Raw genomic sequence first — 13,396 nt, forward strand, 5'->3', positions numbered from 1 at the left:
ATGCCAACGACTTTGCATTTCACCTGAAGCTAAACGACCACTTTTGACAGTGGCCTGACCTTTCTAATTGTTACGCTTGCTGACAATCAGCGATAGCGCCAAGAACAACATCATGCGGCACTCCGCCGCGCACTTCACTCTTCCCTATTGCAAGTGGGAGTACCAGACGCATCTCACCTGCCAATACTTTTTTATCGCGCATCATGTGGGGTAAATACGCTTGTGCAGACATTTCCTGCGGCCCAGTCACCGGCAAGCCAGCGCGCTCAAGCAGCGTAATAATGCGCTGAGTCTCTTCCGGTTTGAACTGACCGAGACGTTCAGAGGTGCGGGCAGCCATCACCATACCGGCTGCAACCGCTTCGCCGTGAAGCCAGTTGCCATAACCCATTTCGGCTTCAATAGCGTGACCAAACGTATGCCCCAGATTCAGTAAAGCACGTAAGCCGGTTTCACGCTCGTCTGCGGCTACAACTTCCGCTTTCAGCTCACAACAACGACGGATGCAGTAGGCCAGAGCAGCCCCATCCAGACGCAGCAGGGCATCCATATTCTCTTCAAGCCAGGTGAAAAACTCGCCGTCAAGAATGATGCCGTATTTGATCACTTCAGCAAGACCAGAGGCCAGCTCGCGTTTTGGCAACGTTGACAGGCAATCGAGATCCACCACGACCGATGCCGGCTGATAGAACGCGCCGATCATGTTTTTACCGAGTGGATGGTTGACTGCCGTTTTGCCGCCAACAGAAGAGTCGACCTGTGACAACAATGTAGTTGGGATCTGAATAAAGCGTACGCCGCGTTGATAACTTGCGGCGGCAAAACCCGTCAGATCGCCAACAACACCGCCGCCAAGAGCAAGCAGTGTCGTATCGCGACCATGGGGTTTTTGCAGTAATGCGGTAAAGACGGTATCCAGTACCGTCAGGCTCTTATACTGCTCGCCATCGGGCAGAATCACACTGTCGACCTTCACGCCCGCTTGTTCAAGCAGATGGCGTACACGGTCGAGATAAAGCGGAGCCAGAGTCTCATTGGTGACCAGCATCGCCTGATCACCCGCTTTCAGTGGTAAGAAGGAAGCTGGGTCGTTAAACAAACCAGCCGCGATGGTGATAGGGTAACTACGTTCCCCGAGAGTAACTGTAATCCTCTCCATGACGCGACATCCACCTTAAATGCTTTTACCCGCAGGCGAGTGTATATAAAGCCAGAATCAGTTGCTTTCCAGCATATGAATAATCTGGTTTGCAACCACTTTAGCGCTCTGATCGTCAGTACGAATGGTCACATCAGCAATCTCTTCGTACAGAGGATTGCGTTCACCGGCCAGGGCTTCCAGAACTTCGCGTGGCGGCGTTTCAACTTGCAGCAACGGGCGCTTTTTATCACGCTGCGTACGTGCCAGCTGTTTTTCAATGGTCGTCTCAAGATAGACCACAACGCCACGGGCGGAGAGACGGTTGCGGGTTTCGCGAGATTTCACAGAACCGCCGCCTGTCGCCAGAACGATGCCCTGTTTTTCCGTGAGTTCGTTGATCACTTTTTCTTCTCGGTCACGGAAACCTTCTTCGCCTTCTACGTCGAAGACCCAGCCCACATCAGCTCCGGTTCGTTTCTCAATCTCTTGATCAGAATCGTAAAATTCCATATTGAGTTGTTGAGCTAACTGACGCCCAATAGTGCTTTTGCCGGCACCCATAGGCCCAACCAGAAAGATATTGCGTTTCTCTGCCATTTTTTCGGTACTACTAAGACTATTCGTTAATGGTAATCCCCGCTTCGCAGACACCTCGCGTAGCAGGACATGAACTGAAACCTCATATGCAATAGAGCGAGAGTCAGACTAAAAATTATCTCAATACTACGGCTTGTTTGGCAACTGATTAAATCACCGCACCAGACGCATAAGACAAGTCCAACTCAAATCGGTACTCCTTGTATGCTAATTCATGCCCCACGTCAAACATCTGCAACAAACTGAATGCAAAATCATTGCGGGGATCGTTTCCCATTAGTGGATACCTACCAGGCGTGGCGTAATAAACACCACTAACTCACGTCGTTCATTGTCCTTACCATCATGGCGAAAAAACTGCCCAAACCAGGGGATTCTTCCAAGACCGGGCACACTATCACTCCCTGTTTTATTCTTTTGCGAGAAAATACCGCCCAGCGTCAGCGTTTCCCCACTTTTGACCTCAACCTGAGTTTCAATCTCCTGCTTATCGATAGCGAGTGTTTCGCCATTTTCCTGCTGCAACACCTGCCCCGGCATGTTTTCACTGATGTGCAATTTCAACCGCACCCGCCCGCCGGGTAACACGACGGGGGTCACCTCCATGCCTAATACGGCCTCTTTGAACTCAACGGAAGTGGCTCCGCTTTCTCCGCTGGACACCTGATAAGGTATTTCACTGCCCTGCTTAATGCTGGCCGGCTGCATATGCGATGCAAGCAATCGTGGGCTGGCGATAATCTCGACCTGTTGCTTTTGCTCCAGCGCCGACAGCTCAAGGTCCAGCAACCTGCCGTTGATCCGCCCAATGTTAAAACCCACATGCGTTGTTGCCTGGGACACGGAAAGATCGGCACTCAACGTGGTCGCTTGCCCGACGCTTCCAGCCCCCGTGGATTCAGCAAGATTCCATTTCACCCCTAACTCACGCAGACTTTTTTCTGTGATTGTCACAATGTGTGCAGCCAACTCTACCTGTTCGACGGGCATATCCATCTGTTCAGCCCAGAGCTGTAGCGAATCCAGCACGGCCTGGTTGTCACGCGCCAGCAGGCGGTTGGTGCGTTTATCCACCGACAAACTGCCCTTTGGGCTGAGAAGTTTTTCAGCCGCCTTTTGCAACTCCCCGGCATCCGCATATGAAAGTGAAATACTGCGCGATAGCAGCGGGGCATCAAGCTGCCGCTTGATCTGTTCCTGCTCTTTAAGCGTCTGTTGTTCACGTTGCCAGGCTGCGGTGTGAACGTAAAAAATCCCACGTTCTTCCCGTAAGACAAGTCCGGCACTGGCGACAACGGTGTTAAGCGCTTGCCGCCAGGGAATACGCGTCAGATTCAGCGACAACGTACCGCTCACATCGGGTGACACCACAAGATTACGATCCTCCTGTGCGGCCAGTGCCTGTAGCACCTGCACCACAGGAACATCATCGACGACCAGAGTGACCGGCTTTGGGGTGCCCGCCCACACCGGATGGCTGAGTATCATCAGCAAGAGCATTATCCTGATTTTCATTTTTTCCCGTTCCTTCTCGTTGCCACTGCCATTGCTTTGGCTCGCACGCATCGCCCAGGGCAATGACCAGTTCCTTTTCATCCATAGCGATCACCCGCCATCCCACCGACAAACGATCATCTTCCCTGACACGATGCCAGCGTTTTTGCCCATCCTGCAAAATACCAATGCTGCTGATACCGCTGACGATCCCCTGATATCGCCACAGCGCTAACTGCCCCACCGCACAGCGGTCTTCTGGTGGATGAAAGGGATCGCGCATCCCGGTTAACAACAGCAAGGAACACAGGAGCAGAAAACGCACGTTACTCTGCATGAAGTCGCTCCAGTTGGATGCTCAGACGAAGCTGTGCCCCCTGTGGACTCATGTCGAAAGCCTCCACATTGACATCCCGCTGCGCCAGCCGGGTAAACACGTCAGGGATCTGCGCCCAGTCAGCATCGAGCGTCAACTCGCCTCCATTCCGCGAGGGCTTCCAGTGGACGAGCTTCGTGCCACCATGTTGAAAATCCAGGGGTGAAAAGCCCTGCCGTATTTGCGCGTTACCCTGTTCTGCCGCAGGTGAATAGCGCATGGCCATTGTCCAGAGGGTTGCGCGGGTTCGCAGGGTATCGGCAAGCTGAACATTCAGTGCCACCTGCCGGGAATGCAGCGGCTTCACCACCGCTCCCCAGGCGACAAGCGTTAACATTGCGACCCCTGAACACCCCAGGAGCACCCGTATCCGCAAATGGTACGCACACCAGCGTTCATAAAAGTTGTGCACGGGCTATCCCTGACTTACCAGCCTGAAAGTGAACATCCACCGCCCCTGGTTATCCTGTTGTAACTCGCCAGCGGCCCCCGGACTCATCCCCTTCACCCTTGTGAGCGCGTCAGCCATCGCGGTGAGCGCCGAAAGCGATGCGGCATAGCCTGTCAGCGTCAGAGAAGGCGGCTGATAACGTAGCTGCGTTAGCCATGCCTGAGACGGGATCTCCTGTGCCAGTGACAGCAGCACTGGTTGCCACGGCTGATTCGCGGAAGGTTGCACAGCCGCCTGCGGAATCTGTAAGACCTGTTTCTGCCGCGCTTCAAGCGCGTGCTGCACAGCCGACAGACCTGCTATGTCCTGCTGTAGCGCGCGGATGCCGATAAAGTGATGCGCCCGCAGCCAGAACGTGACGGTCAACACCATCAGCAACCAGCCCACCAACAGCAAGCCCCAGAGCCGAATGCATCGCGTCTGCCGTTGTTGCCTCCAGGGCAGAAGATTCACCCTGCTCATACGGGCATCTCGTTCATGGCCAGCGCCAGCGCCACTGTGAATTCAGCCCCACATTCAGGCAGTGGAGGCTGGCAACGTGATACGGCGTCCCACGGGTCACGAGCCTGGGCATCAAACAGGGCAATATCGTCGGGGGAAAGCGCCAGCAATGCGGCCAGTTCAGTCACATTTGCTGCCTCGTGGCATAAACGGCGTCCCCACTGGTGGCGCATAGCCCACAGCCACTGATGTTCATCGCGCCAGGCAACACACTGAGCGGGTGCGGCCGAAGGAAGCAGGCTGACCAGCGCCCCGGCATCAGGCGTTACGGTTGCCACTCGCAGGCGCAGGGTTGTCGCCAGTGACAGAAGGGTTGCGACCTCTTTGTTTTGCGCCGCAGTCACATGGAAAGTGCTGCTGAAGGTATCTTGCGCATAATCAAAGCATAACGAATCAGGCGGCATTTCAAGTTCGCGCGCCAGCGCAGAGCTCACCCAGGTAGCCTGTTCACTGTCACGCAGTGCAATAGCCGGCCGAGGAAGTGTCTTTTGCAGGGTCCGGGCCGCAGGGAAAGCAAGATAGATCCGATGATAAAACGGTAGCATTCTCCGCCAGCCACGTAGTGACGCAACCAGTTGTTCTGGCTTAATAATTTTCCCATCGCGAATAATATCGTCCGCCAGCGGGATGGCCCACCAACGGCGCAAGCTCCAGGCTGATTTCTCCTTCGCCAGCGCAACAATCCGTACCTTATCTTGTTGAATATGAACGCCCGTATGCCATGTTTTGAAAGCCATATTTCACGATCTCCTTATCGACCATCAGGTTGACGGCTATATCAATGCATCAGGCTTGCCTTTATACTACCGCGCGATTGTTTATAAACTGCCCAAGTGAAACCAAATGGGAAATCTCCGGTGAAGTTCGTAAAGTATTTATTGATCCTTGCAGTCTGTTGCATTCTGCTGGGAGCAGGCTCGATTTATGGTTTGTACAAGTACATTGAGCCGCAGCTACCTGATGTCGCCACGCTTCGCGATGTTCGACTCCAGATCCCTATGCAGGTCTATAGCGCCGATGGCGAGCTCATGGCGCAATACGGCGAAAAGCGTCGTATCCCGCTGACCTTAAAACAAGTCCCACCCGTTATGGTGAAAGCCTTTATTGCGACCGAGGACAGCCGTTTTTACGAGCACCACGGTGTCGATCCAGTGGGGATTTTCCGTGCTGCAAGCGTTGCGTTGTTCTCAGGCCATGCGTCTCAGGGGGCAAGTACCATTACGCAGCAGCTGGCGCGTAACTTCTTCCTCAGCCCTGAAAAGACGCTGATGCGTAAGATCAAAGAAGTGTTCCTCGCGATCCGCATTGAGCAGCTGCTGAGCAAAGATGAGATCCTTGAGCTTTACCTTAACAAGATCTATCTGGGCTACCGCGCCTACGGCGTGGGCGCTGCTGCACAGGTGTACTTCGGTAAACCGGTTGATCAGCTCACGCTGAGCGAAATGGCCACGATTGCCGGCCTGCCAAAAGCGCCGTCCACGTTCAACCCGCTCTACTCTCTTGATCGTGCCACTGCGCGACGTAACGTCGTGCTGTCACGTATGCTGAGCGAAGGCTACATCAGCCAGAACGAGTATGATCAGGCGCGTAATGATGTGATCGACGCCAACTACCACGCACCGGAAATTGCGTTCTCTGCGCCATATCTCACAGAAATGGTTCGTCAGGATATGGTGAGCCGCTACGGTGAGAACGCTTATGAAGATGGCTATCGCGTTTACACTACAATCACCCGTAAAGTGCAGCAGGCGGCACAGGACGCAGTGCGCAATAACGTGATGGACTATGACATGCGTCACGGCTATCGCGGCCCGTCAAACGTGCTGTGGAAAGTGGGCGAAAGCGCATGGGACAGCAAAAAAATCACCCATTCGCTGAAAGCGCTGCCAACGTATGGTCCGTTACTGCCTGCCGTGGTAACTCAGGCCGATCCGCAGGAAGCCGTAGTAATGCTGGCAGATGGTACGTCGGTCTCCCTGCGCATGGACGGCGTTCGCTGGGCGCGCCCATACCGCTCTGACACTCTGCAAGGCGCAACGCCACGCAAAGTGACCGATGCCATTCAGACCGGGGAGCAAATCTGGGTTCGCAAGGTTGGCGATGCCTGGTGGCTGGCGCAGGTTCCAGACGTGAACTCCGCGCTGGTGTCCATCAACCCGCAAAACGGCGCAGTGATGGCGCTGGTCGGCGGATTCGATTTCAACCAGAGCAAATTTAACCGCGCCACACAGGCGCTGCGTCAGGTGGGTTCTAACATCAAGCCATTCCTGTATACCGCCGCGATGGATAAAGGGCTGACGCTCGCCAGTATCCTCAACGACGTGCCAATTTCTCGCTGGGATGCAGGTGCGGGTTCTGACTGGCAGCCGAAGAACTCCCCGGCGGAATATGCAGGCCCGATTCGTCTTCGTCAGGGTCTGGGGCAGTCGAAAAACGTAGTGATGGTCCGTGCGATGCGTGCGATGGGCGTTGATTATGCAGCGGAATACCTGCAACGCTTTGGCTTCCCTGCGCAGAACATCGTGCATACCGAATCGCTGGCGTTGGGTTCTGCTTCCTTTACCCCGCTTCAGGTGGCTCGCGGCTATTCTGTCATGGCAAACGGTGGGTTCCTGGTCGATCCGTATTACATCAGTAAAATCGAGAACGATCAGGGCGGCGTGCTGTTCGAAGCAAGGCCGAAAATTGCTTGCGCCGAGTGCGATATTCCGGTGATTTACGGCGACACGCCTAAATCCAATGTGCTTGAGAACAAGGACATGGAAGACGTTGCGATTTCTCAGGAGCAGCAGAATTCCACCGTGCCACAGCCTCAGCTGGAGCAGGCGAATCAGGCGCTGGTCGCGCAAAGTGGCGCGCAAGAGTACGCCCCGCACGTGATCAACACGCCGCTGTCGTTCCTGATTAAGAGCGCGCTGAATACCAACATCTTTGGTGAACCAGGCTGGCAGGGTACAGGCTGGCGTGCCGGACGTGATTTGCAACGTCACGACATTGGCGGCAAAACAGGGACCACTAACAGCTCGAAAGACGCCTGGTTCTCTGGTTATGGCCCGGGCGTGGTGACATCGGTCTGGATCGGCTTTGACGATCACCGTCGTGATTTGGGTCGTACGACGGCATCAGGCGCCATTAAAGATCAAATCTCCGGTTATGAAGGTGGCGCGAAGAGTGCGCAACCGGCATGGGATGCTTACATGAAATCCGTCCTGGATGGTGTGCCGGAACAACCGCTAAGCCCGCCTCCTGGCGTGGTGACGGTGAATATCGACCGGGGCACCGGGCAGCTCGCCAATGGCGGTAACAGCCGTGAAGAGTATTTCATCGAAGGCACACAGCCAACCACGCAGGCGGTGCATGAAGTGGGTACAGAAATGATTGATAACGGCGAAACGCACGAGTTGTTCTGACGCCAATAAAAAAAGCCGGGTGGCGGCTACGCCTTACCCGGCCTACATTTCCTTGCAAAACGGCAACCTGATGGTGGCCGTTTTTACTTGTTGCACTACAACCGCCCCTGCCCTTTCAGCCACTCACGCACCAGGAACAGCGCGCTCACGTTACGGGCCTCGTTAAAATCTGAGTCTTCCAGTAAATCCAGAAGATGCGCCAGCGGCCAACGCACCTGCGGCAGCGGCTCGGGTTCGTCCCCTTCCAGCGACTCCGGGTACAGTTCTTCTGCCACCACGATATTCATTTTGCTGGAGAAATAGGAGGGTGCCATGCTGAGCTTTTTCAGGAACGACAGTTCCTTCGCGCCAAAACCGACCTCTTCTTTCAGCTCGCGGTTTGCCGCTTCAAACACGGTTTCACCCGGGTCAATCAGCCCTTTAGAGAATCCAAGTTCGTAAGATTCTGTCCCCACTGCATATTCACGGATTAAAATCAGATGATCGTCGATGATGGGGATAATCATCACCGCTTCGCGCGCAGAGGGGCGCATACGTTCATAAACGCGACGCACACCGTTGCTGAACTCCAGGTCCACACTTTCGACATTAAACAGGCGCGATTTGGCGACAGTTTCAACATTCAGAATGGTGGGTTTTTGTAATGGTTTGCTCATCTTGATGGGTCTTTGCTGTGAGAACTGGGTTTATTGTGCGATACGCCGCACGGTTTCGGCAATGTCAATCGTTCTTTATTTACATTTGTGCAACCTAATGAGAATCAATCCTTATTTCAAAACAAAAGTCAAGAGGTTGAAATAATTCCAGGAATTTGCTGATATCGCCCCATGGCAGGCTTTGCTATCATCATCGATCACTGGGATGCGCTTCAAAATGCTCAAGTTCGACTCCATACTTGCCGATAGCCAGCCACAGACTCTCATTCATTGTTAAAGGTGCTACTGACTACACCTGTAAGAAGATAAGTAAGATGGGGAAAGCATGAGCACCATTTTGATTTTTATCGCTGCTATGCTGGCCGGCGCTTTGATTGCAGGGTGGGTATACAGGCGTCGCATACAGCGCCGATATCGGCTGCCATTTTTAACTGCATTTGCCGGTGCGAATACGCGTAAGCTCTCGCCGGAAGAACGCAGCGCTGCTGAAAGCTATCTTGAAACGCTTAACCGCTCGCAGCTGACACCTGGGCCGACGGGTGCCAGTGCAGCGCCTGTATCGCTCAAACTTAACGGACAGAGTGATACCGTTATCTGCGTAACGCGTTCGATTACCCGCTACGGTATTACCACCGACGATCCCAACAAATGGCGTTACTATCTCGACTCCGTTGAAGTTCATCTGCCCCCTTTCTGGGAGCAATATATCAATGATGAAAACAGCGTTGAGCTTATCCATACCGACGCCTTACCGCTGGTCATCGCCCTTAACGGCCACACCCTGAGCGAATACGTTCAGGAAGTGCCTCGCTTTGCGCTGGAACGCGCCAGTTCAACCCAGGCCTCCATTCGCGGTGAAGAGACAGAACAAATTGAGCTGCTCAATATTCGTCAGGAGACGCATGAAGAATTTGCCCTGAACCGCCCGGATGGCATTCGGGAAGCAGTGCTCATCGTTACCTCTTTTCTGCTGTTCTTCATCTGCCTGCTTACGCCAGATGTGTTTGCGCCCTGGCTGGCTGGCAGCGCGGTACTGCTGCTGGCTGCGGGTCTGTGGGGGCTGTTTGCGCCTCCGGCCAAAACTACCTTACGAGAAATTCACTGCCTGCGCGGCACGCCAAAACGCTGGGGGTTGTTCGGTGAGAACGACCAGGAACACCTCAACAACATCTCGCTTGGCATTATCGACCTTATCTATCCGCGCCACTGGCAGCCGTGGATTGCCCAGGATTTAGGGCATAAAACCGACATCGATATCTATCTCGATCGCCATGTCGTGCGTCAGGGTCGGTATTTGTCCCTGCATGACGAGGTGAAGAACTTCCCGCTCCAGCACTGGTTGCGGAGTACCGTTATCGCGGGTGGAGCCGCGGCGGTGCTTATGATGCTGATTTTCTTCGTGCCACTCGATATGCCCATCAAATTTACCCTGTCGTGGATTAAAGGGGCGCAAACCGTGGAGGCCACCAGCGTAAATCAGCTGGAAGAAGCCGGTGTGCGGGTGGGCGATACACTGCGACTGAAAGGAACCGGGATGTGTAATATTCATACCCCGGGCACCTGGAATACACGGCAAAACTCTCCGTTTACCCCGTTTGATTGCTCGCAAATCATCTGGAACGATGCCGCTCCGCTGCCTCTGCCGGAATCCGATGTGGTGGGCAAAGCGACGGCGCTCACCCAGACGGTAAGCCGTCAGTTGCATCCTAAAGCGGACGATGATTCACGCGTCAGCCCTGCGCTGCGCTCCGCCATTCAGAAATCCGGCATGGTATTGCTGGATGACTTTGGCGAAATCGTGATGAAAACACAGGATTTATGTTCCGCACCCGATGAGTGCGTACGCCTTAAGAATGCCCTCGTGAACCTCGGCAACAGTAAAGACTGGGAATCGCTGGTTAAACGTGCCGAAGCAGGTCGGCTGGACGGTGTTAACGTTCTGCTACGCCCGGTTAGCGCTGAATCGCTGGATAACCTGGTGGCAACCTCTACCGCGCCGTTCGTCATTCGTGAAACGTCCCGAGCCGCGCAGTCACTGAATAGCCCGGCCCCTGGGGGCTTCCTGATTGTCAGCGATGAAGGTAGCGACCTGGTCGATCAGCCGTACCCACAAATCACACTCTATGATTATCCAGCCCAGGAACAATGGGGTGAATTTCAACGTCTGGCACAGATGCTGATGCAGACGCCGTTCAGCGCCGAGGGGATTGTGACGGGTATCTTTACCGATGCCAACGGCACGCGCCATATAGACCTGCACCGGATGCCGGACAGCGCCGGTCTGTGGCGTTATATTGGAACATCCCTGCTGATGATAGCGATGCTGGTGTCTATTTTCTGGAACGGTTTTATGGCCGTACGTCGCTATCAGCGTTCGCGCACGCGTCTGGCTGAAATTCAGCAATACTACGAAAATTGCCTCAATCCCAAACTCATCCCTGCCCCTGAGAGCCTGATCGGATAACGTCACTGCGCGACAAGTTGTGCTACCCTGTCGCGCACGTAACTTCTGGCTGGAGAGTTCCCCTTATGCATCTTGATATCGCCTGGCAGGACGTTGATACCGTCCTGCTGGATATGGACGGCACACTGCTCGATCTCGCCTTTGATAATTATTTCTGGCAAAAACTGGTGCCGGAAACTTATGGACAGCAGCAGGGCATCTCTCCGACGGAAGCACAGGAGTTCATTCGTTCGCAATATAGCGCCGTGCAGCATACGCTAAACTGGTACTGTCTGGACTACTGGAGCGAGCGCCTCGGTTTGGATATCTGTGCCATGACCACCGCCCAGGGCCCGCGTGCCGTGCTGCGTGAGGACACAGTACCCTTCCTGGATGCGCTAAAAGCAAGCGGCAAGCGCCGTATTTTGCTAACCAATGCGCACCCACATAATCTGGCCGTGAAGCTGGAGCATACTGGTCTTGCTTCACACCTTGATTTATTACTTTCCACCCACACATTTGGTTATCCGAAAGAGGATCAGCGGTTGTGGCACGCGGTTGCAGAAGAGACGGGTTTGCAGCCTGAAAGAACCCTGTTCATAGATGACAGTGAACCGATTCTGGATTCTGCTGCTACCTTCGGCATTCGCTATTGCCTGGGCGTGACCAATCCTGATTCTGGCCTGGCTGAAAAAAGCTATCTGCGACATCCGGGGCTGAGCGACTATCGCCGGATGATCCCCTCACTGACCGTGAAGGAGTAGCCATGAAAGAAAAACCCTCTGAAGGGGTGAGACTGGATAAATGGCTGTGGGCAGCCCGTTTTTATAAAACCCGCGCACTTGCCCGAGAGATGATTGACGGCGGCAAGGTGCATTACAACGGCCAGCGCGGTAAACCGAGCAAGCTGGTTGAGCTGAATGCCACCTTAACGCTGCGTCAGGGCAACGATGAACGAACGGTAGTGATCAAAGCCATTACCGAACAGCGCAGACCCGCAACCGAAGCTGTTTTGCTCTACGAAGAAACGGCGGAGAGTATCGAGAAACGCGAAAAGACGGCGCTGGCTCGCAAAATGAATGCACTGACCATGCCGCACCCGGATCGGCGTCCGGATAAAAAAGAGCGCCGTGAACTGATGAAATTTAAACACGGTGAGAGCGAGTAACCCCTCACCTGCACGAGAGACTATTATGGCCCAACACGACCAATTACACCGCTATCTGTTTGAACAATTTGCCGTTCGCGGCGAGCTGGTGACCGTATCCGAAACCTGGAAACAGATTCTGGAAAACCACAACTACCCGCTGCCAGTAAAAACCCTGCTGGGCGAACTGCTGGTTGCCACCAGCCTGCTAACCGCGACGCTGAAATTTGCCGGCGATATCACCGTGCAGTTACAGGGCGATGGCCCAATGACGCTGGCGGTGATTAACGGGAATAACCAGCAGCAAATGCGCGGTGTTGCGCGCGTTCAGGGCGACGTACCGGAAGGCGCTGACCTGAAAACGCTGGTCGGCAATGGCTATCTGGTTATCACTATTTCTCCAGAAGAAGGTGAACGTTATCAAGGTGTTGTTGGTCTGGAAGGCCACACACTGGCGGCATGTCTGGAAGATTACTTCATGCGCTCCGAACAGTTGCCAACCCGTCTGTTCATTCGCACCGGTGAAGTAGACGGTCAGCCTGTGGCGGGCGGGATGCTGTTGCAGGTTCTGCCAGCGCAGGATGCACAGACCAACGACTTCGAACATCTGGCAACACTGACTGAAACCATTAAGGCAGATGAGCTGTTCAACCTGTCTGCAACCGATGTGCTGTGGCGCCTGTATCACGAAGAAGAAGTGACGGTTTACGATCCGCAGTCCGTTGAGTTCAAGTGTACCTGTTCCCGCGAGCGTTGCGCGGACGCGCTGAAAACCCTGCCGGATGAAGAGATCGACAGCATCATGGCGGAAGACGGTGAAATTGATATGCATTGTGACTACTGCAGTACGCACTACGTGTTCAATTCAATGGATATTGCCGAGATCCGCAACAACGCCTCCCCGGCGGATCCGCAGGTTCACTGATCCTCTCTTTCCCCCTCACCCTGACCCTCTCCCCTTTGGGGAGAGGGCTGGGGTGAGGGGCAAAAATCCCCCCATAAGCTGAATCGTTTTCAGAATGTAACCCTTACGTAATTTTTCTACATGTATGCGATTACATTCACATTCCTTCCGTTAAAATCACCACCGCTTAACCTTTTCAGAACATTTTCCCCAACAAAAAACCGATTCCTGCGATAATCCGCCTGCCCTGTGACTGGAGTCGCAGCGTTTTCCGTT

The 13,396-nt window shown here is 54.2% G+C and carries 13 protein-coding genes; 5 read left to right on the top strand and 8 right to left on the bottom strand.

The window, feature by feature from the left end; genetic code table 11:
- Window positions 1–70 precede the first annotated feature (70 nt).
- From aroB to pilM, 7 genes are all read right to left on the bottom strand, one after another.
- On the bottom strand, window positions 71–1,159 hold the full coding sequence (aroB, locus tag HV107_RS08090; RefSeq protein WP_014072102.1) for a 3-dehydroquinate synthase: 1,089 nt from the start codon (window positions 1,157–1,159) through the stop codon (window positions 71–73).
- 57 nt (window positions 1,160–1,216) lie between these two features.
- Entirely contained in the window at window positions 1,217–1,738 is a 522-nt protein-coding gene (gene aroK / locus HV107_RS08095; protein ID WP_010436374.1) for a shikimate kinase AroK, read from the bottom strand.
- A 276-nt stretch (window positions 1,739–2,014) separates the two neighbouring features.
- Window positions 2,015–3,253 carry a DNA uptake porin HofQ gene (gene hofQ, locus HV107_RS08100; RefSeq protein ID WP_182062797.1) on the bottom strand — a complete coding sequence of 413 codons (1,239 nt, stop codon included), beginning with the start codon at window positions 3,251–3,253 and terminating at the stop codon, window positions 2,015–2,017.
- Window positions 3,165–3,569, bottom strand: a complete 405-nt coding sequence (locus tag HV107_RS08105; RefSeq protein WP_182062798.1) for a HofP DNA utilization family protein — start codon at window positions 3,567–3,569, stop codon at window positions 3,165–3,167. Before HV107_RS08105 ends, hofQ begins: the two co-directional genes overlap by 89 nt.
- On the bottom strand, window positions 3,559–3,945 hold the full coding sequence (locus HV107_RS08110) for a HofO (protein ID WP_259349689.1): 387 nt from the start codon (window positions 3,943–3,945) through the stop codon (window positions 3,559–3,561). Before HV107_RS08110 ends, HV107_RS08105 begins: the two co-directional genes overlap by 11 nt.
- 78 nt (window positions 3,946–4,023) lie before the next feature.
- The gene (locus HV107_RS08115) at window positions 4,024–4,521 is read right to left on the bottom strand and encodes a PilN domain-containing protein (protein ID WP_182062799.1); all 498 of its coding nucleotides are present in this window, start codon (window positions 4,519–4,521) and stop codon (window positions 4,024–4,026) included.
- Window positions 4,518–5,297 (bottom strand): pilus assembly protein PilM, encoded by a 780-nt coding sequence (gene pilM / locus HV107_RS08120; RefSeq protein ID WP_182062800.1) that lies wholly within the window; start codon window positions 5,295–5,297, stop codon window positions 4,518–4,520. Before pilM ends, HV107_RS08115 begins: the two co-directional genes overlap by 4 nt.
- 120 nt (window positions 5,298–5,417) lie before the next feature.
- Between pilM and mrcA the strand changes: the two genes are divergently transcribed.
- On the top strand, window positions 5,418–7,970 hold the full coding sequence (gene mrcA / locus HV107_RS08125; protein ID WP_182062801.1) for a peptidoglycan glycosyltransferase/peptidoglycan DD-transpeptidase MrcA: 2,553 nt from the start codon (window positions 5,418–5,420) through the stop codon (window positions 7,968–7,970).
- A 95-nt stretch (window positions 7,971–8,065) separates the two neighbouring features.
- Here mrcA and nudE read toward each other — a convergent pair whose 3' ends face one another.
- Window positions 8,066–8,626 carry an ADP compounds hydrolase NudE gene (gene nudE, locus HV107_RS08130; RefSeq protein WP_182062802.1) on the bottom strand — a complete coding sequence of 187 codons (561 nt, stop codon included), beginning with the start codon at window positions 8,624–8,626 and terminating at the stop codon, window positions 8,066–8,068.
- 325 nt (window positions 8,627–8,951) lie between these two features.
- Between nudE and HV107_RS08135 the strand changes: the two genes are divergently transcribed.
- The 4 genes from HV107_RS08135 to hslO all read left to right on the top strand — a co-directional run bounded on the left by HV107_RS08135 (window position 8,952) and on the right by hslO (window position 13,141).
- Window positions 8,952–11,090 (top strand): intracellular growth attenuator family protein, encoded by a 2,139-nt coding sequence (locus HV107_RS08135; RefSeq protein WP_182062803.1) that lies wholly within the window; start codon window positions 8,952–8,954, stop codon window positions 11,088–11,090.
- 65 nt (window positions 11,091–11,155) lie between these two features.
- Window positions 11,156–11,833, top strand: coding sequence for a GMP/IMP nucleotidase (yrfG, locus tag HV107_RS08140; protein WP_182062804.1), 678 nt, complete (start codon window positions 11,156–11,158; stop codon window positions 11,831–11,833).
- 2 nt (window positions 11,834–11,835) lie between these two features.
- On the top strand, window positions 11,836–12,237 hold the full coding sequence (hslR, locus tag HV107_RS08145; RefSeq protein ID WP_182062805.1) for a ribosome-associated heat shock protein Hsp15: 402 nt from the start codon (window positions 11,836–11,838) through the stop codon (window positions 12,235–12,237).
- A 25-nt stretch (window positions 12,238–12,262) separates the two neighbouring features.
- Window positions 12,263–13,141, top strand: coding sequence for an Hsp33 family molecular chaperone HslO (gene hslO, locus HV107_RS08150; RefSeq protein ID WP_182062806.1), 879 nt, complete (start codon window positions 12,263–12,265; stop codon window positions 13,139–13,141).
- Window positions 13,142–13,396 lie beyond the last annotated feature (255 nt).

The sequence above is a fragment of the Enterobacter sp. RHBSTW-00175 genome, from assembly GCF_013927005.1.
Classification (GTDB): domain Bacteria; phylum Pseudomonadota; class Gammaproteobacteria; order Enterobacterales; family Enterobacteriaceae; genus Enterobacter.

What these genes read in the sequence shown, in the direction of transcription:
- hofQ (WP_182062797.1), bottom strand. Translation starts at nt 3,253, where the DNA reads ATGAAAATCAGGATAATGCTCTTGCTGATGATACTCAGCCATCCGGTG.
- hslR (WP_182062805.1), top strand. Translation starts at nt 11,836, where the DNA reads ATGAAAGAAAAACCCTCTGAAGGGGTGAGACTGGATAAATGGCTGTGG.
- HV107_RS08135 (WP_182062803.1), top strand. Translation starts at nt 8,952, where the DNA reads ATGAGCACCATTTTGATTTTTATCGCTGCTATGCTGGCCGGCGCTTTG.
- hslO (WP_182062806.1), top strand. Translation starts at nt 12,263, where the DNA reads ATGGCCCAACACGACCAATTACACCGCTATCTGTTTGAACAATTTGCC.
- nudE (WP_182062802.1), bottom strand. Translation starts at nt 8,626, where the DNA reads ATGAGCAAACCATTACAAAAACCCACCATTCTGAATGTTGAAACTGTC.
- yrfG (WP_182062804.1), top strand. Translation starts at nt 11,156, where the DNA reads ATGCATCTTGATATCGCCTGGCAGGACGTTGATACCGTCCTGCTGGAT.
- pilM (WP_182062800.1), bottom strand. Translation starts at nt 5,297, where the DNA reads ATGGCTTTCAAAACATGGCATACGGGCGTTCATATTCAACAAGATAAG.
- HV107_RS08110 (WP_259349689.1), bottom strand. Translation starts at nt 3,945, where the DNA reads ATGTTAACGCTTGTCGCCTGGGGAGCGGTGGTGAAGCCGCTGCATTCC.
- HV107_RS08105 (WP_182062798.1), bottom strand. Translation starts at nt 3,569, where the DNA reads ATGCAGAGTAACGTGCGTTTTCTGCTCCTGTGTTCCTTGCTGTTGTTA.
- HV107_RS08115 (WP_182062799.1), bottom strand. Translation starts at nt 4,521, where the DNA reads ATGAGCAGGGTGAATCTTCTGCCCTGGAGGCAACAACGGCAGACGCGA.
- aroK (WP_010436374.1), bottom strand. Translation starts at nt 1,738, where the DNA reads ATGGCAGAGAAACGCAATATCTTTCTGGTTGGGCCTATGGGTGCCGGC.
- aroB (WP_014072102.1), bottom strand. Translation starts at nt 1,159, where the DNA reads ATGGAGAGGATTACAGTTACTCTCGGGGAACGTAGTTACCCTATCACC.